The sequence below is a fragment of the Paraburkholderia nodosa DSM 21604 genome (assembly GCF_000519185.1).
Taxonomy (GTDB): Bacteria; Pseudomonadota; Gammaproteobacteria; order Burkholderiales; family Burkholderiaceae; genus Paraburkholderia; species Paraburkholderia nodosa.
In genome coordinates this window covers 48,783-65,053 of record NZ_JAFA01000009.1, presented here as the reverse complement: position 1 = coordinate 65,053, position 16,271 = coordinate 48,783, and the positions used below count along the sequence as shown (strand labels likewise).

Annotated in this window: 17 protein-coding genes and 1 riboswitch; of the genes, 13 read left to right on the top strand and 4 right to left on the bottom strand. The window is 65.7% G+C overall.

What is annotated here, in order from left to right; all coding sequences use genetic code 11:
- The first annotated feature begins 221 nt into the window (after nucleotides 1–221).
- The 8 genes from pqqA to A3CW_RS0114990 all read left to right on the top strand — a co-directional run bounded on the left by pqqA (nucleotide 222) and on the right by A3CW_RS0114990 (nucleotide 5,318).
- On the top strand, nucleotides 222–296 hold the full coding sequence (gene pqqA, locus A3CW_RS50945; RefSeq protein WP_006410019.1) for a pyrroloquinoline quinone precursor peptide PqqA: 75 nt from the start codon (nucleotides 222–224) through the stop codon (nucleotides 294–296).
- A 66-nt stretch (nucleotides 297–362) separates the two neighbouring features.
- Nucleotides 363–1,286 carry a pyrroloquinoline quinone biosynthesis protein PqqB gene (pqqB, locus tag A3CW_RS0115020; RefSeq protein WP_028204310.1) on the top strand — a complete coding sequence of 308 codons (924 nt, stop codon included), beginning with the start codon at nucleotides 363–365 and terminating at the stop codon, nucleotides 1,284–1,286.
- A 2-nt stretch (nucleotides 1,287–1,288) separates the two neighbouring features.
- Nucleotides 1,289–2,008, top strand: coding sequence for a pyrroloquinoline-quinone synthase PqqC (gene pqqC, locus A3CW_RS0115015; RefSeq protein ID WP_028204309.1), 720 nt, complete (start codon nucleotides 1,289–1,291; stop codon nucleotides 2,006–2,008).
- A complete protein-coding gene (pqqD, locus tag A3CW_RS0115010) occupies nucleotides 2,005–2,292 on the top strand; it encodes a pyrroloquinoline quinone biosynthesis peptide chaperone PqqD (protein WP_028204308.1) in 288 nt (95 codons plus the stop codon). The genes pqqC and pqqD overlap by 4 nt, the downstream gene beginning before the upstream one ends.
- A gap of 1 nt (nucleotide 2,293) precedes the next feature.
- Nucleotides 2,294–3,412 carry a pyrroloquinoline quinone biosynthesis protein PqqE gene (pqqE, locus tag A3CW_RS0115005; protein WP_028204307.1) on the top strand — a complete coding sequence of 373 codons (1,119 nt, stop codon included), beginning with the start codon at nucleotides 2,294–2,296 and terminating at the stop codon, nucleotides 3,410–3,412.
- Nucleotides 3,413–3,425: 13 nt separating this feature from the next.
- On the top strand, nucleotides 3,426–4,181 hold the full coding sequence (locus tag A3CW_RS50160) for an energy transducer TonB (RefSeq protein ID WP_051481474.1): 756 nt from the start codon (nucleotides 3,426–3,428) through the stop codon (nucleotides 4,179–4,181).
- Nucleotides 4,182–4,194: 13 nt separating this feature from the next.
- Complete coding sequence (locus A3CW_RS0114995) at nucleotides 4,195–4,893, top strand: MotA/TolQ/ExbB proton channel family protein (RefSeq protein WP_028204306.1); 699 nt, start codon at nucleotides 4,195–4,197, stop codon at nucleotides 4,891–4,893.
- Entirely contained in the window at nucleotides 4,890–5,318 is a 429-nt protein-coding gene (locus A3CW_RS0114990) for an ExbD/TolR family protein (RefSeq protein ID WP_035513043.1), read from the top strand. Before A3CW_RS0114995 ends, A3CW_RS0114990 begins: the two co-directional genes overlap by 4 nt.
- Before the next feature lie 43 nt (nucleotides 5,319–5,361).
- On the opposite strand, the gene A3CW_RS0114985 is transcribed toward A3CW_RS0114990, so the two are convergent.
- Together A3CW_RS0114985 and A3CW_RS0114980 are read right to left on the bottom strand one after the other, a co-directional pair.
- A complete protein-coding gene (locus tag A3CW_RS0114985; protein WP_035513042.1) occupies nucleotides 5,362–5,892 on the bottom strand; it encodes a cytochrome b in 531 nt (176 codons plus the stop codon).
- A 91-nt stretch (nucleotides 5,893–5,983) separates the two neighbouring features.
- Nucleotides 5,984–7,201 (bottom strand): FAD-dependent monooxygenase, encoded by a 1,218-nt coding sequence (locus A3CW_RS0114980; protein ID WP_028204303.1) that lies wholly within the window; start codon nucleotides 7,199–7,201, stop codon nucleotides 5,984–5,986.
- 138 nt (nucleotides 7,202–7,339) lie between these two features.
- Here A3CW_RS0114980 and A3CW_RS0114975 point away from each other — a divergent pair, with 138 nt between their 5' ends.
- From A3CW_RS0114975 to A3CW_RS46345, 3 genes are all read left to right on the top strand, one after another.
- Nucleotides 7,340–8,284, top strand: coding sequence for a LysR family transcriptional regulator (locus A3CW_RS0114975; protein ID WP_028204302.1), 945 nt, complete (start codon nucleotides 7,340–7,342; stop codon nucleotides 8,282–8,284).
- Between the two features lie 95 nt (nucleotides 8,285–8,379).
- Nucleotides 8,380–10,200, top strand: a complete 1,821-nt coding sequence (locus A3CW_RS0114970; protein ID WP_028204301.1) for a chloride channel protein — start codon at nucleotides 8,380–8,382, stop codon at nucleotides 10,198–10,200.
- Nucleotides 10,201–10,241: 41 nt separating this feature from the next.
- Nucleotides 10,242–11,174 carry an SAM-dependent methyltransferase gene (locus A3CW_RS46345; protein WP_051481473.1) on the top strand — a complete coding sequence of 311 codons (933 nt, stop codon included), beginning with the start codon at nucleotides 10,242–10,244 and terminating at the stop codon, nucleotides 11,172–11,174.
- Nucleotides 11,175–11,195: 21 nt separating this feature from the next.
- Here the strand turns inward: A3CW_RS46345 and A3CW_RS0114960 are convergent, their stop codons facing one another.
- Entirely contained in the window at nucleotides 11,196–12,035 is an 840-nt protein-coding gene (locus A3CW_RS0114960) for an ROK family protein (RefSeq protein ID WP_081771672.1), read from the bottom strand.
- A 22-nt stretch (nucleotides 12,036–12,057) separates the two neighbouring features.
- Nucleotides 12,058–13,680 (bottom strand): glucose-6-phosphate dehydrogenase, encoded by a 1,623-nt coding sequence (gene zwf / locus A3CW_RS0114955; protein WP_028204299.1) that lies wholly within the window; start codon nucleotides 13,678–13,680, stop codon nucleotides 12,058–12,060.
- A 222-nt stretch (nucleotides 13,681–13,902) separates the two neighbouring features.
- Between zwf and A3CW_RS0114950 the strand changes: the two genes are divergently transcribed.
- Nucleotides 13,903–15,657: an IlvD/Edd family dehydratase gene (locus A3CW_RS0114950; protein WP_028204298.1), complete on the top strand. Its 1,755-nt coding sequence runs from the start codon at nucleotides 13,903–13,905 to the stop codon at nucleotides 15,655–15,657.
- Between the two features lie 115 nt (nucleotides 15,658–15,772).
- Nucleotides 15,773–15,876, top strand: a riboswitch (SAM-I-IV-variant riboswitch).
- A 42-nt stretch (nucleotides 15,877–15,918) separates the two neighbouring features.
- Nucleotides 15,919–16,236: a hypothetical protein gene (locus A3CW_RS52340; protein WP_154677951.1), complete on the top strand. Its 318-nt coding sequence runs from the start codon at nucleotides 15,919–15,921 to the stop codon at nucleotides 16,234–16,236.
- Nucleotides 16,237–16,271: the final 35 nt, after the last annotated feature.

Genomic DNA, 16,271 nt, shown 5'->3' with positions numbered 1-16,271 from the left:
CGTTCGCGCGCGCGGCCACGCCACTTCCTTTCTCCTCTTCTGTCCCACGGGTGTTCCATCCTGTAGCACCCGTGTTCCGAAATGCAACACCCTTTCCCACGCCGGCAGAACCAGCCGCATCGGGCGAGCGCGGGCTCTCACCGGCATGCCCCTTGCTTTGAAGAGACTGGCCGCACATTCGATGCGGTATGCAACCTCAATCTCAAACAAGGAGACATGTCATGCAGTGGACTACCCCCGCTTATACCGACCTGCGTTTCGGCTTCGAAATCACGATGTACATCGCCAACCGCTGAGCGCACGGCAGCGTGCCGTCCGCGCGGCCATCAGGGCGTGGTGGGCGGCATGCCGCGAGAACGATCATGAAGATCAGGATACTGGGTTCAGGTGCGGGCGGCGGCCTGCCGCAATGGAACTGCAACTGCACGAATTGCCGCCGCGCGCGGCAGGCGGGCGGCGATGTGCTGCCGCGCACGCAGTCGTCGATCGCGGTGAGCGACGACGGCGTGGACTGGGTGCTCGTCAACGCGTCGCCGGACCTGCTTGCGCAGTTGCGCTCGCATCCCGACCTGCAGCCCGCGCGCGCAACGCGCGACAGCGCGCTCGCGGCCGTCGTGCTGACCGACGCGCAGATCGACCACGTTACGGGTCTGCTGATGCTGCGCGAACGCACCTCGCCGCTGCCGCTCTATGCGTGCGCGCCGGTGCTCGACGATCTGTCGAGCGGGTTGCCGCTCGTGCCGCTGCTTGGCCACTACTGCGGCGTGCAGGCCCATACGGTTATGCCGGGCGAGCCGTTCACGATTGCCGCTAGCGACGGCCTGCGCTTTACCGCGCTGCCCGTGGCGAGCAAGCCGCCGCCTTATTCGCCGCGCCGCGAGGCATCCGCGCCGGGAGACAATATCGCACTCCTCATCGAGGATATCGCGGCGGGCACGCGCGCGTTTTACGCGCCAGGTCTCGCGCAGATGAGTACCGACGTGCTCGGCACCATGCGCAACGCCGACCTCGTGCTCGTGGACGGCACGTTCTGGACTACCACCGAAATGATCGACCTCGGCCTCTCGACGAAGCACTCGGCCGACATGGGGCATCTCGCGCAGCGCGGCGGCGACGGACGGCCGGGCATGATCGACTGGCTCGACACATTGCCGCGCGGCACGCGCAAGGTGCTCACGCATATCAACAACACGAATCCGATTCTCGACCCGCATTCCGTCGAACACGCACAACTGCGTGCACACGGTATCGTCGTGGCCCACGACGGTATGCAGTTTCAGGTATGACGATGAACGCACCTCTCTCGTTGCCAGACACGCACGCAATACCATGGACTGCGAATGAATTCGAATCGCGTCTTCGTGCGCTCGAATCGCGCTATCACATCCACCATCCGTTCAACCGGATGCTCAACGGCGGGCGGTGTTCGCCCGCGCAGATCCGCGGGTGGGTCGCGAACCGCTTTTACTATCAGATCAACATTCCGCTTAAGGATGCGGCGATCCTTTCGAACTGCCCCGATCGCGCCACACGCCGCCGCTGGATCCAGCGTCTGACCGACCACGACGGCCAAGGCGGAGACGAAGGCGGCATCGAAGCCTGGGTGCGGCTGGGCGAGGCCGTTGGCGTCGATCGGGACACGATGTGGTCGCAACGACTCGTGCTGCCCGGCGTGCGCTTCGCGGTCGACGCCTACGTGAATTTCGCGCGGCGCGCGCCGTGGCAAGAGGGCGTGTGTTCGTCGCTCACCGAGATGTTCGCGCCGCAGATTCATCTGGACCGGCTCGCGGGCTGGCCTTCGCACTACCCGTGGATCGAGCCGCAAGGCCTTCAGTATTTTCGCAGCCGCGTGCCGCTCGCACAGCGCGACGTCGAACACGGGCTCGAAGTGACGCTGAGCCATTTCCGCACGCCCGCCGAACAGCGGCGCGCGGTGGAGATCCTGCAGTTCAAGCTCGATATTCTCTGGTCGATCCTCGATGCGGTCGAAAAGGCATGGCCCATATGAACCCGATAGTGCCCGATGCAGCCAGCGGCGTGCCGCTGCGCCCGCGTTTGCGCGGCATGTACCGCTTGCAGTGGGAAGCGGCCCAGCACGCGTACGTCCTGCTCTATCCCGAAGGGATGGTGCAGCTCAATTCGAGTGCGGGCGAGATACTCGCGCGTTGTGACGGCGCGCACGAACTCGACGAGATCATTGGCGAGCTGGAGCGGCTTTTCAGCACCTCAGAACTGGCGCCCGACGTCTACCGCTTCCTCGATCACGCGCGGCTGCGCGGCTGGCTCGACTGACATGGCGACCGCTACCGCCCTCCCGGCCAAGCCGCTCTGGCTGCTCGCCGAGCTGACTTACCGCTGCCCGCTGCATTGCGCGTTCTGCTACAACCCGGTGGACTTTGCGCGGCACGGCGAAGAACTCGACACCGAGGCATGGCGCGCGACCATCAGCGCCGCTCGCGAACTGGGCGCCGCGCAGATCGGCTTTTCCGGCGGCGAGCCGCTGCTGCGCGACGACCTGGAAGCGCTCGTCGCGCACGCGCGCCAGCTTGGCTTCTACACGAACCTGATCACGTCCGGAATCGGCCTGAACGTCGAGCGCATCGAGCGGCTAAAGGCGGCCGGGCTCGATCATATCCAGGTGTCGATGCAGGATTCCACCCGCGAACTCAACGACTTTCTCACGAGCACGCGCACGTTCGAACTCAAGCGCAACGTTGCGCGGCTCGTGAAGGCGCATGGCTATCCCATGGTCCTCAACTGCGTGCTGCATCGTTTCAACCTGCCGCACGTCGCGCAGATCATCGACATGGCGCTCGAACTGGGCGCCGATTATCTGGAGCTTGCGAACACACAGTATTACGGCTGGGCCATGCTCAACCGCGACCAGTTGATGCCGACCGCCGAGCAGCTTCGCGAAGCCGAGGAGACCGTGAACCGCTATCGCGCCCGGATTGGCGAGCGATGCCGCATTCTGTTCGTCGTGCCCGATTACTTCGAACAACGGCCGAAAGCGTGCATGAGCGGCTGGGGGAGCGTGTTTCTCGGTGTCGCGCCGGATGGCGCGGCGTTGCCTTGCCACGCCGCGCGTTCGTTGCCGGGCCTCGTGTTGCCGAACGTGCGCGACGTGCCGCTGCGGCAGATCTGGTACGAGAGCGAAGCGTTCAACGCGTTTCGCGGCGACGGCTGGATGCGCGAGCCCTGTCGCAGTTGCGACGAGCGTCACGCCGATCATGGCGGCTGCCGATGCCAGGCCTACCTGCTGACCGGCGATGCCGCCGCGACCGACCCGGTATGCGCGAAGTCGCCGCATCACGACCGCATCGTGCAGGCCGTGGAAATCGCAAGACGGCCAACGCGCGGCGACGAGCGGCCAATCGTGTTCCGCAGCAGGCAGAACTCGCTCGCGCTTTGATTGGAGAATCGACATGGCGTCGGTCGTTGCGCGCTTCGATCGTGGTGACCGTGCGGTATTCGGCCAAGACGCGTTTGGGCGACGTGCCGCGCTCGCCGGTGTGGTTGCGGGCGTGCTCGCACTGCATGCCGCGCTGATTGCAGTGGCGCGCTGGGAGGTGCCAGCGTCGCATGCCATGCCGGTGCGCCTGAGGATCGTAGACGCTGTGCTGATCGCGCCGAGCTCGCCGGTGCCACATAAGAGCGAAGCGCCCGCGCGAACATCGGCGCCGAGCCGCTCGATTCATGAAGCTATCCGAAATAATCCGGTGCTGCCGCCTCGAGCGCGTCCAGCGGCGTCTGTACATGCGCAAAACCTCGCACGTACGCGGCCGCCGCTAGCACCACCACCGGCCGCACACGCCGCCCCCGAAGCCGCGCTGTCGACGGAACGTATAGCCGGACCGCAGCCGCAACCCGCGTCCGTCGCCCAGGCGCCCGCCGCGGACTCGCCGCGCCACGTCGCCCATCTGGATTGCGCGCTCACGAAGCCCGACTACCCCGCGCAGTCCTTGCGTCGCGCCGAGGCGGGCACGGCCATCATCGAACTCGAGACCGCAGCGGACGGCCACGTGGTTGCCGCGCGCGTAGCGACGACCAGCGGCTACGCGAGGCTCGACGAAGCGGCGCGCGACGCGGCGCTCGCGAGTCGCTGCCAGCCGTATGCCGAGCACGGCAAGCCGGCGCCGGCACGCGCAGACGTGCCGTTCACGTTCACCCTAAGCGAATGAAACGGAGGACCTCATGCCAACCTATGGAATCGCGCATCTGTGGGCCGAGGGCGATCCGATGACGCGTTGCGTTGCGGCGCTGCTCGTAGCGATGTCGGTCGTGTCGTGGTCGGTGATCGTATTGAAGGCGCTCGAGTTCGCGCGTCTGCGCCGCGACGCAGACGCCGCGCAAAGACGCTTCCGGGAAGCAGGCGAAGCTGACGATGGCGTCGACGCGTTGGGCCGCCCCGGCACGCCATTCTTCGAGTTGGCCAGCGCAGGCCAGCGCGCGCTGGCGCATCACGAGGTGAGTGGCGCCGCGCACCGGGGGCGCGTCGACTTGAGCGAGTGGCTGCTGCGCAGCCTCAGGGCCTCGGTGGGCGAGAGCTCGATGCGTCTTCAGCGCGGTCTCGGCCTGCTTGCCTCGATCGGCAGCACGGCGCCGTTCGTCGGCCTGCTCGGCACCGTCTGGGGCATCTATCATGCACTGCTCGCGCTCGGCGCAAGCGGCGACGCCAGCCTCGAACACGTCGCGGGGCCAGTAGGCGAAGCGCTCATCATGACGGCGCTCGGCCTGTGCGTGGCGATTCCCGCCGTGCTTGGCTATCACGCGCTCGCGCGCGTCTCGCGCGATATCGTCGCGCAGCTCAACCGCTTTGCATACGGCGTGCACGCGCTGTTGCTCACAGGCAGCGCGCCTGCGCCGAGCGCGACGATGAAGGAGCGGGTATGAACGACGATTTCGATCTGGAAGACGAAGCGATGCCGGCGGCCGACATCAACATGACGCCGCTGATCGACGTGACGCTCGTGCTGCTCGTCATTTTCATGGTGACGTTGCCGGTTCTGCACCATGCCGCGAAGCTGGCGTTGCCCCACGCGAGCAGCCAGCGCGAGGATCTGGCCGCGCCACACGTCGATATCGTCGTCGATGCGCTTGGCCATATGAGCTGGAACGCGCAGCCTGTTCAGGAGTCCGGTCTATCGGCGCGGCTGGCAGAAGCCGCGCGGCTCACGCCGCAGCCCGAAATCCGGCTCTCGGCGGATCGCGCCACGCCGTACGGGCGCGTCGCGCAGCTCCTGTCGGCTGCGAGCGCCGCGGGACTCGCGAAGGTCGGCTTCGTGACCGAGCCGGACGCGCCGCGGCATGCCCATTGACGGCAAGGTACGTTCGCAAGCCCGTTATTAATGTGAACAGGCCCTAAAACTTCATGCGTTGCAAGACACGATCGTTGAGCACGAAGCGATGAAACAACGCCGCGGCCACATGCAGGCAGATGAACGCGAACAGCACCCACGCGAGCACGCTGTGGACGTCGCCCATGGCGTGCCCGAACGACGAACCCGCAGGGGAGAGCGCGGGCAGCGGGATGGCGCCGAACAGCGTGACGTCCCATGCGCGCGACGAGGCGTTGATCCATCCGAGCACGGGCACCGCGATGAGCAGGGCGTAGAGGCCGACATGCGTGAGGGCCGCCACGGCGCGCATGAACGGCGTCTGGTCGTCGGGCGGCGGGCGATGGGTCGCGCGCCAGACCAGACGGCACACCATGGCGGCGACGAGTGCCGTGCCGACGCCCAGATGCCACGCAATTTCGCCAACGGGGCGCGTGTCGCGGTGCACATCGGGCATGGTCCAGCCAATCACGAACTGCGCCGCCACGAGTGCGACGACAAGCCAGTGAAGTAGGCGCGCAACGAGGTCGTAGCGCGAATCGGCGGCGATTTGCATGGGCGCTCCGTGCTCAGCAATGGTCGGTTGAAAACGGCGATTCTAGCGTGCCGAGATTAACGGATCATTAACTGCGCGGCTTGCGACCCCCTCAAAGCCACGTCCCGCCCTGCCGCTCGTTCGGCTCCTGTGCAAGCGCGTCGAAATCGTGGATCCAGTCCAGATGATTCAGCACGCCCTCGCGCGAGCCGAGCCGGGCGTTGCGCTCCTGCGCGGCGGGGCCATCGGGCAGATGCAACACATCCGCCGTGGTGATCGAAGCGTACTGCACCTTGCGCGTGCGGCCGCGGCGCAGGCGCTCGTAGGCTTCCTGCGCTTCGCGCCAGTTGGCCGGCCCTGCCTTCGCCAGCTGGTCGGCCAGCACCACGGCATCCTCGATCGACTGGTTCGCGCCTTGGCCGTGGTGCGGCACGAGCGCATGCGCGGCGTCGCCGATCAACGTGATGCGACCCTTGCTCCAGCGGCCGAGCGGCGGGCGGTGGAACAGCCCCCAGCGCTGGCTGATCGGTACGGCGGTAATCATCTGCACGACGGCCGGGTGCCAGTCCCTGAAAAGGCGCAGTTGCTCGCCTTCCTGGGCAGGCATGACCCATTCACGCGTCGGCCATGGCGAGGGATGGCGCTCGACCAGCAGGAAATTCTGGTCGCCCTTGTCGCCAATCGGATAGTGCAGCAGATGGCCGCCCGGCCCGACCCAGAACTGAATGGTCTCGGGATCGGGCAACAGGTCCATGCGCTCCGCGGGCACCACGCCGCGAAAACCCGAGCAGCCCGAATACAGCGCGTCGTCGTAGCCCAGCATCCAGCGTCGCGTGATCGAGCGCGCGCCGTCGGCGCCGATCACGAGATCGGCATCGACGCGTTCCCCATTGGCGAAGGTCAGGCTCACGCGATCGGCATGCTGCGCGAGATCGACGAGCCGATGGCTGAGCTTGATCCGCTCGAGCCCGACCGCGCCCGACAGTACCGCTTGCAGATCGGCGCGATGCACGCCCCAGTACGAGCCGCCGAATTGCCCGCGGTAGTCCGGTGCGCCGCGATGGTGGCCGATCACGTCGCCGCTGCGTCCGTCACGATAGACGAGCCCCGGCACTTCCGCGCAGACTTTCTCGAAGGCCGGGCGCAGGCCCATGCGCTCGTAGAAGCGCGTGGCGTTGGCCGAGAGCGCGACGGCCGCGCCGACTTCGCGTAGCTCGTCGGTCTGCTCGAAGAGTTGCGCGTCGATGCCGTGCTCGCGCAGCGCGAGCGCGAGTGTGAGGCCGCCGATGCCAGCGCCGACGATCGCAATCTTCAGATCACCTGGTTTCATGACTGTGTCTCCGATATTCAGATTTGTGGGGTCGGCTGGCGCTGGTTCGTCACGCGCACACCGTGTCCGTATTCTCGGCAGCCACTGCTCATTCCACAATAAAATGGAATGAATCTACTTCATCACTGGATTGAATGAATGGAACTGGGCGATATCGATCTCAACCTGCTGCTGCTTTTTCATCGGCTCATGAGGGAACGGCGCGTGGCGAGCGTGGCCGAGCAGATGAACATGAGCCAGCCCGGCGTGAGCAACGCGCTCGCGAAGCTGCGCCGCCTGCTGGACGATCCGCTCTTCGTGCGCGGGCCGGGCGGCGTGGTGCCCACGCCGTTCGCGCTGCGTCTCGCGGAGCCGGTCGCGCAGGCGCTCGCCACGCTGCACGGCGCGCTCAATCCCGTGACCGGCTTCGATCCGCTGCGCGCCACGCGCACCATGACTATCGGCATGACCGATATCGGCGAGGTCGTGTTTCTGCCCGCGCTGCTCGAGCGCCTCGCGCGCGAAGCGCCGGGTGTCGCGCTCAACACCGTGCGCAATACGGGCGTCACGCTCAGCGACGAGATGGCCGACGGCCGGGTCGATCTCGCCATCGGATTGCTGCCGCAACTCAAAGGCGGCTTCTATCAGCGGCGCCTCTTCGATCAGCGCTATGTCTGTCTCTTCAGGCGCGGCCATCCGCTGGAGAACGCGCCGCTCACGCTCGCGGCCTGGCGCGACGCCGAGCATCTGGTGGTGGTGTCCGCGGGCACCGGGCACGGCCAGGTCGACGAATGGCTGAAACGGCGCGGCGTGAAGCGTCAGGTGCGGCTCTCGGTGCCGCACTTCATGAGCGTGGGCTACATCCTCGAGCGCACCGATCTGATCGCCACGGTGCCGGAGCGGCTTGCGCTGCAACTGGCGAAGCCGTTTTCGCTGAGCCTGAGCGCACTGCCCATGAAGCTGCCCGCTGCACCCATTCATTTGCTCTGGCACGCGCGCGTGCAGCACGACGAGGGCAACCGCTGGCTGCGCGAACTCGTGGTCGAACTCTTTGCCGATGCGGGCGGGCAAGCCCGCAAGGGCGGCGGCGCTGCCCGCTCCTGAGCGGCGAGGGAATCAGCCAGCGTCACGAGTTACATCATAATGTGATATAAAGTGCGGAGGATGTTACTGACCGATCTTGAGCGGCTAAAGGAACCATGAGTAATCACAACGGCGACAGGGGCGATTTCGCAACCGATGTCCGGCTTCTGCGCATTAGCGCCATTGCGGCCGCCGGCGGCGCGCTGAGTACCGTCGCGGCGGACTTTCTCTTGCACCTCATCCGCTTCTTCACGAATCTGTTCTTCTTCCAGACGTTTTCCACGGCGAATCATTCGCCGGCGGAGAATACGCTCGGTGTGCTCGTAGTCGTGATGCCCGTGATCGGCGGCCTCATCGTGGGGCTGATTGCGCGCTATGGCTCCGAGCAGATTCGCGGCCATGGCATTCCCGAAGCCATCGAAGCTATTTTGTTCGGCAAGAGCAAGATGTCGCCGAAAGTCGCCGTGCTCAAGCCGCTCGCCTCCGCCATTGCGATCGGCAGCGGCGGGCCGTTCGGGGCCGAAGGCCCGATCATCATGACGGGCGGCGCGATCGGCTCGCTCATCGCGCAGTTCTTCCACCTCTCGGGAGCAGAGCGCAAGGCGCTGCTCGTGGCGGGCGCGGTGGCGGGCATGACCGCGGTGTTCGGCACGCCGGTCGCCGCCGTGCTGCTCGCCATCGAGCTGCTGCTGTTCGAATTGCGGCCTCGCAGCCTGCTGCCTGTCGCCATCGCCTGCGCCGTCGCCGGATTTACGCGTCCCCTGCTGCTCGGCAGTGGCCCGCTCTTTCCGCTGCAAACCATGCCGCTCGGCACGGTCGGCATCGTGTCGTCGTGCATTGCCGGGCTCGTTGCGGGCGCGTTGTCGTGGGGCCTTTCCACGTGGCTCTACAAGGTCGAGGACCTGTTCGGCAAGCTGCCGATCCACTGGATGTGGTGGCCGGCGCTCGGCGCCATTGCGGTCGGCATCGGCGGGTACTTTCAGCCGCGCACGCTCGGCGTGGGCTACGACGTGATCGGCGATCTGCTGCACAACCACCTCGCCATGCAGGTGGTGATCGGCATCGTGGTCGTGAAGGCCATCATCTGGGTCATTGCGCTGGCTTCGGGCACCTCGGGTGGCGTGCTTGCACCGTTGCTGATGATGGGCGCGGGCGTGGGCGCGCTGGCCGGCCCGTACATGCCGGGCCACGAGCCCGCGGTGTGGCCGCTCATCTTCATGGCGGCGGCGCTCGGCGGCATGATGCGCGCGCCGGTCATGGCCGCCGTGTTCGCGTTCGAACTCACGGGCGACGCCAATGCCTTGCTGCCGCTGCTCGCTTCGGCGGCGGTTGCGTACGGCTTTACGGTGTTGCTCATGCGACGCTCGATTCTCACCGAAAAGATCGCGCGCCGCGGCTATCACATCTACCGCGAATACAGCATCGACCCGCTCGAGCGGCACTACGTGGAAGAAGTGATGACCAAGGGCGTGCAATCGATCGACGCCCGCACGACTGTCGCCGAGGTCCTGCGCACCCACTTCGGCGCGCAGCAGAAGTTCCGCGCGTTCCCCGTGGTCGATAACGGCGTGCTTGTGGGCATGGCCGATCGCGCGCTGCTCGACCGAGCGTTGCCCAGTTCCGCGCATGCGCCAATTGGCGCGCTTTTTTCCGATGCACTGCCCGAAATCGCGCTGCCCGGTGAGACCTGCAGGAACGTGGCCGCGCGCCTGGCCATCACGGGACTCGACCGCGTTCCCGTCGTCGACGACGACAAGACCCGCCGCCTGCTCGGCATCGTGTCGCGCCACGATCTCGTCAAGCCTTCGCTTTCGGTGTTCACGGAAGAGCGCGAGCGCGAACAGTTCCGCCGCGTATGGGTGCCGCGCAGCGAGCGCTTCGCACCCACCAGCAAGCGCGCGGGCATGACGGACGAGCGCGCCGAAGCCAAACACTGAACCCTGTCCGCACACCACAACGCGCCAAAACGGAGAAATAGATGCCTGATGAGGGAAAAGCAAAACACGGGTTTGGCTCCTTCCTTAAATCGTTTGCGGCGCGCGTGCTGACCGAGCGCGACACGCACCTGGGCGATGTGCCCAACGAATACTTCGCCATGTGGCTGGACCCGAGAATGGTCTACTCGTGCGCGTGGTTCGAAAGCGGCGAAGAAGACCTCGCCACGGCGCAGCTCAAGAAAATCGACCACGTGCTCACGAAAATCGGCCTGCAGCCCGGCCACCGCCTGCTCGATGTCGATTGCGGCTGGGGCGCACTGGTCATTCGGGCCGCGCAGCAATACGGCGCGCGCTGCGTAGGCATCACGCAGTCGAAGAATCAGTTCGAATGGGCGAGCGAGTGCGTGAAGGCCGCGGGGCTTGCCGATCGCATCGACATACGCCTGCAGGCGTACGCCGATGTCAAAGGCCGCTTCGACCGTATTGCGAGCCTCGGCATGTTCGAATGCGAAGGCCGCAGCGATCTTCAGGACTACGTTTCAGTATTGCAGGAACACCTCGAACCGGACGGCGTGCTCGTGAGCCACGGCATCATGTCGACGGCGCCTGGCAGCATCGATTCGCGCTTCGGCCTCGACAGCGGCGCGTACCTCGCGCGCTATCTCTTTCCCGACGACGAACTGCCCGACCTGGGCTATGCGCTCACCGCGATGCGCGAAAGCGGCATCGAGGTGTCGAACATCCAGAACCTGCGCCGGCATTGCGTGCGCACGCTGCGCCTGTGGGAGGAGAATTTCCGCGCGAAGGAAATGGCGCTGCGCCAACTCGTGAACGACCGGAAATATCAAACGTGGCGTCAATATCTGCGCGACTGGGCCACGGCGTTCGAGCGCGACGAGGTATCGATCTACGAGATCGTCGGGCGCAAGGTGGGCACGCGGGCCAGCGCGTTGCCCTGGCCCGGCGTGAGTTAGTTCAGCCCTTAAGCGATCCCGCTAGCGGAATTTGCCCGCGCGTTGCGTGGCCGCGGGCAACTGCCGCGTTTCGCGCACCGAACGCGGATGCCACAGGCGCGCGCCGCCCTCGATGCCGCGGTCGTTCGGCACGGTGGCCACGTTCGGCGGCAGATCGAACGTGAGGCGAGCCGCGTTGCCGCCGCCTATCCACAGCTTGTCGTAGTGCACGAGCGAGTCGAGTATGCCGATGATCTTCTCGACGCGCGCGTTCCAGCGCTTGTTGCCGGCCTTGCTGCGCGCGGCGTCGCCGATGTACTCGTCGTAAGCGCGCTTCCTGCTGACCGGATGATGCGCGAGTTCGAGGTGCGGCATCAGTTCGCCGTCACGGAACATGGCGGTGCCGACGCCCGTGCCGAGCGTCATCACGAATTCGAGGCCTTGCCCTTCGATCGCGGCGAGGCCCTGCATTTCTGCGTCGTTGATCATGCGCACCGACACAATGCCCAGGCGCTCGCCGAGCATCTGGGCGAGCGGCACGTTGTTCCAGTCATCGGGGCCGAGGTGCGGCGCCGTGATCACATGATTGTTGCGCACGAAACCAGGAAAGCCGATCGAAACGTGGGTAGCCGGATACTGCTTGAGCAGCGGGCCGACGAGCGTCGCGAGCGTCTCGACCAGCAAGGCGGGCGGGCACGGATGCGGCGTCGCCACGCGCGCGCGCTGCGTGCGCATTGCGCCGCTCGCGTCGATGATCGCGGCCTTCAGGCCCGTTCCGCCTACGTCGATGGCGAGAATATTTTCGATGTCCTGCGAGGTTTGCGTTGCACTTACCGCGCTTTTCACAGCGCTTTTCTTGACCGCTTTTTCGATTTTGGTCATACGTTCTCCTTGGCTGTCTGGTTCACGTCTTCTTCGCTGGCGTCGGCGCGAGGGCGCGCCACGCCCGGCCGTCGCGCGCGAGCAGGGCATCCGCCTGCGCCGGGCCTTCGCTGCCCGCGGCATACTCGTACACGGGAAGCGCGGCGTCGAGTTCCGGGTGCAATACGCCATCCACCGTCGACCATGCCGCTTCGATGCCGTCGGCGCGCTGAAAGAGCGTCTGGTCGCCGAGCATGCAATCGTAGAGCAGGGTTTCGTAGCCGACATTGGCGCGCTCCGCGAAGAAGTCGTCGTAGTCGAACGACGAATGCACCGGGCCGATCTGCACGACCGGCCCCGGCGTCTTCACGTTGAAGTCGAAGCTCGTGCCATGCGACGGATCGATGCGCAGCGTCAGCACGTTGGGCGTGAGCGTATCGACCGGCGTGTCGCGAAAGAGGAGAAACGGCACGCTCTTCAACTGCACCGAAATCTCCGTGCGACGCGCGGCGAGGCGCTTGCCGGTACGCAGATAGAACGGCACGCCGGCCCAGCGCCAGTTGTCGATCTGCACGCGCGCGGCGGCATAGGTTTCGGTGCGGCTGTCCTGCGCCACGTCCGGCTCTTCGCGGTAGCCCACGCCCGCCGGGCCTTTGGCGTATTGACCGAACACCACGTCGTCGGGCGTGAGCGGCTTGAGCGCATCGAAGATATCGGCTTTCTTGTTGCGCACGGCTTCGGCGTCGAACGAGTTGGGCGGCTCCATGGCGACCATGCCGAGCAGTTGAAACAGGTGATTGGGCACCATGTCGCGAAACGCGCCAGTCTGCTCGTAGAACTTGCCGCGGCCTTCCACGCCGATCACTTCCGAGGCCGTGATCTGCACGCTGTCGATGTACTCGCGCCGCCAGACGGGCTCGAACATGGCGTTGGCGAAGCGCAGCGCGAGAATGCTCTGCACCGTGTCCTTGCCGAGGAAGTGGTCGATGCGATAGACCTGCGATTCGTTCGCAAAGCGCAGCACATGCTCGTTCAAGTCGCGCGCCGAAGCGAGATCGGCGCCGAAGGGCTTTTCGATCACGACGCGGCGGAACATGCCGTTGCCGTCGTTGCCCTCGTCGAGCAGCCCGGCCTTGCCGAGACGCTCGATAATCGGCTTGAAAAAGCGCGCGCCCACGGCGAGGTAGAAGACGACGTTGCCGCGCGACTTGCCGTTCAGCTGCTGCGCGAGGCGCTCAAACGCGCTGTCGTCCTCGAATTCGCCCGCCATGTAGGTGAGGCGCTGCGCAACCCAGTCCCACGCCTTGTCGTCGAGCTTACCGGCGTGGAAGGTGCTCGCCTTGTCGGCGGCGAATTTTTCCAGCGAGGCGTGCAGATCGTCGGACCACGCCTTCGTCTCGCGCTCGCCGTGATTCACGCCGATGATCTTCATGCCGTCGTCGAGCAGACGGTCGACGGCGAGGTTGTAGAGCGCCGGCATCAAAAGGCGTTTGGTCAGATCGCCGCCCGCGCCGAAGATCACGAGCGTGCAGGGCGGCGCGGGGTGCTTGCCGGCGGGCGAGGCGGGTGCGGCCGGTGCGCCGTGCGGATGCGCAGGCACTTTCGCGCTGGGGGCCGCGCGGGAAGCCGCGTTGGAGGAATCGGGCTGGGTCGGTTTCGTCGACATGATTTCGCTTCAGTGGGCCGAAAGGAATACAGCGAGCAAATCCGGTACCTTGACTGACCGAGTTTGCGCGCATTGAGTTCAATCCGCTATTGAAGGTATTTTGTAATATTGCGGGCACGGACGTCGGGCCGCGCTCCACCTCGCTGATGGCGCAATTCGCAGTACCCTTACCGGCGACGGCACTTCGACCAGGCTGAATGAACCGACCCGAGGATCATGGTTATGTCCGAAAAGCGCTCCCCGAACGAAAAAGATTCCCATGATCCGCAGGGCATGCGTGGCGGACTGACGAACTACGGCGACACGGAGTTCTCGCTGTTCCTTCGCAAGGCCTTCATCAAGGGCGCCGGATATACCGACGACGCGCTCGAGCGTCCCGTGATCGGCATCACGAACACGGGTAGTGCGTACAACCCGTGCCACGGCAACGTGCCGCAGCTCCTCGAGGCGCTCAAGCGCGGCATTCTGCTGGCGGGCGGACTGCCGATGGAATTCCCGACCATTTCCATCCACGAGAGCTTTTCGCAGCCAACCAGCATGTTCATGCGCAACCTCATGTCGATGGACACGGAGGAGATGATTCGCGCGCAGCCCATGGATGCGGTCGTGCTCATCGGCGGCTGTGACAAGACGGTGCCCGCGCAGTTGATGGGCGCGGCATCGGCGGGCATTCCGGCCATTCAGCTCATTACCGGGTCGATGGTGACGGGCGCGCATCGCGGCGAACGCGTCGGCGCATGTACGGATTGCCGCCGCTATTGGGGCAAGTTTCGCGCCGGCGAAGTCACGGCGGAAGAGATCGCCGAGGTGAACGACCGCCTCGTGCCGAGCGTCGGCACCTGCGCCGTCATGGGCACGGCCAGCACGATGGCCTGCGTGGCGGAAGCCATGGGCATGACGATGCCGGGCGGGGCCTCGCCGCCGGCGGTCACGTCGGACCGCATGCGCGTGGCCGAGCAGACCGGCGCGCAAGTCGTGGAGATGGCGCGACGGCGGCTCACCATCGACCAGGTGCTCAGCGCCGGGTCGTTCGAAAACGGCTTACGGGTGTTGCTGGCCATTGGCGGGTCGACCAACGGCATCGTGCATCTTGCCGCTATTGCCGGGCGCATGGGCTTCGACATCGATCTGGACGCGGTGGACCGCATGGGCCGCGAAACACCGGTGCTCCTCAACCTGAAGCCGTCCGGCGAGCACTACATGGAAGATTTTCATCGGGCTGGCGGCATGGCCACGCTGCTTCATGAACTGAAGCCCTTGCTGCATCTCGACGCCATGACCGTGACCGGCCGTACCCTGGGCGAGGAGATGGAGCGCGCCGGGCCGCGCTTCGCGCAGGATGTGGTGAAGCCGCTCAGCGCGCCCATTTACCCGCAAGGCGGCCTGGCCGTGCTGCGCGGCAATCTTGCGCCGGGCGGCGCGGTCATCAAGCAATCGGCCGCCTCGGCGGCGCTCATGGAGCACGAGGGCCGCGCGGTGGTGTTCGAAGACGCGACCGATATGGCGAACCGCATCGACTCCGACGACCTCGACGTGCATGCCGACGACGTGATCGTCCTCAAGCGCATCGGGCCCAAAGGCGCGCCGGGCATGCCCGAGGCCGGCTATATCCCGATCCCGAAGAAGCTGGCGCGGGCCGGCGTGAAAGACATGGTGCGGATTTCGGACGGACGCATGAGCGGCACCGCATTCGGGACGATCGTGCTGCACGTCACGCCGGAAGCCGCCATAGGAGGCCCGCTCGCACATGTCCGCAACGGCGACCGCATTCGCTTGAGCGTGGCCAACCGCGAGATCAGCTTGCTTGTGGACGACGAGGAACTGCCGCGCCGGGCGCAGGCGAATCCGGTGACTGCACCCACGGCAAGTCGCGGTTATCACAAGCTCTTTCTGGACACCGTGACCCAGGCAGACAAGGGCGCCGATTTCGATTTCCTCAGGGCGGCCGAATCGCGCGGCGCAGTCCCCAGGAAGTAGCGTGCAGGCCGGAATACCGGGAAGGCCGGGTGTGAAGTCGCGCGTGGCCGCACTGCTTGCCCGGCGCCCCGTTTTCGGTATAATGAAAGCTCGTTCGGAATATCGAACACGAGAAGTAAAGCATCCAGAGTCGGACTGACCGACGCCAACCTGCCCTCCCGGGCAAGGTGGAAGCCCTCGAGGCGATGCGGCCGATTAACGGCAACGAAACGGGAACAGCCTGGCTGGCACCGGTTCGATCAACTTTCATCCGGAGCCACCATGCCTCAAGATACCTCCTCCTCGTCGACCGTCTGTGAAGACCTGTCGCACTGTCTTCCTGGTTTCACGCTGACTCACACCGTTCATCTGGTGTCCGGTCTCGATCTCGGCGTCGTTTCGACTGCCGCGGGCGTGCTCGACGGCGAACAGGTGGTCGTCGACCGATGGGCCGTGACCCGCTTCGGCGACGTGCTCGAGCAAAAAATCGTCTTTGGCGACATGACCGAAAGGCGGGCGGCCCGGCTGCGCGAACAGCTCGCGGCCGTCGACGGCGTATTGCGCGCGAAGATAGAGCATCATTTCGTGCGCGCCCGCTGAGACCGCAGGCTGGCGTCGCCGATGCACTTAACGAG

Excerpts from the sequence above, each read along its gene's own strand:
- pqqB (WP_028204310.1), top strand. The coding sequence starts at position 363 with ATGAAGATCAGGATACTGGGTTCAGGTGCGGGCGGCGGCCTGCCGCAA.
- pqqC (WP_028204309.1), top strand. The coding sequence starts at position 1,289 with ATGAACGCACCTCTCTCGTTGCCAGACACGCACGCAATACCATGGACT.
- pqqD (WP_028204308.1), top strand. The coding sequence starts at position 2,005 with ATGAACCCGATAGTGCCCGATGCAGCCAGCGGCGTGCCGCTGCGCCCG.
- pqqE (WP_028204307.1), top strand. The coding sequence starts at position 2,294 with ATGGCGACCGCTACCGCCCTCCCGGCCAAGCCGCTCTGGCTGCTCGCC.
- A3CW_RS50160 (WP_051481474.1), top strand. The coding sequence starts at position 3,426 with ATGGCGTCGGTCGTTGCGCGCTTCGATCGTGGTGACCGTGCGGTATTC.
- A3CW_RS0114995 (WP_028204306.1), top strand. The coding sequence starts at position 4,195 with ATGCCAACCTATGGAATCGCGCATCTGTGGGCCGAGGGCGATCCGATG.
- A3CW_RS0114990 (WP_035513043.1), top strand. The coding sequence starts at position 4,890 with ATGAACGACGATTTCGATCTGGAAGACGAAGCGATGCCGGCGGCCGAC.
- A3CW_RS0114985 (WP_035513042.1), bottom strand. The coding sequence starts at position 5,892 with ATGCAAATCGCCGCCGATTCGCGCTACGACCTCGTTGCGCGCCTACTT.
- A3CW_RS0114980 (WP_028204303.1), bottom strand. The coding sequence starts at position 7,201 with ATGAAACCAGGTGATCTGAAGATTGCGATCGTCGGCGCTGGCATCGGC.
- A3CW_RS0114975 (WP_028204302.1), top strand. The coding sequence starts at position 7,340 with ATGGAACTGGGCGATATCGATCTCAACCTGCTGCTGCTTTTTCATCGG.
- A3CW_RS0114970 (WP_028204301.1), top strand. The coding sequence starts at position 8,380 with ATGAGTAATCACAACGGCGACAGGGGCGATTTCGCAACCGATGTCCGG.
- A3CW_RS46345 (WP_051481473.1), top strand. The coding sequence starts at position 10,242 with ATGCCTGATGAGGGAAAAGCAAAACACGGGTTTGGCTCCTTCCTTAAA.
- A3CW_RS0114960 (WP_081771672.1), bottom strand. The coding sequence starts at position 12,035 with ATGACCAAAATCGAAAAAGCGGTCAAGAAAAGCGCTGTGAAAAGCGCG.
- zwf (WP_028204299.1), bottom strand. The coding sequence starts at position 13,680 with ATGTCGACGAAACCGACCCAGCCCGATTCCTCCAACGCGGCTTCCCGC.
- A3CW_RS0114950 (WP_028204298.1), top strand. The coding sequence starts at position 13,903 with ATGTCCGAAAAGCGCTCCCCGAACGAAAAAGATTCCCATGATCCGCAG.
- A3CW_RS52340 (WP_154677951.1), top strand. The coding sequence starts at position 15,919 with ATGCCTCAAGATACCTCCTCCTCGTCGACCGTCTGTGAAGACCTGTCG.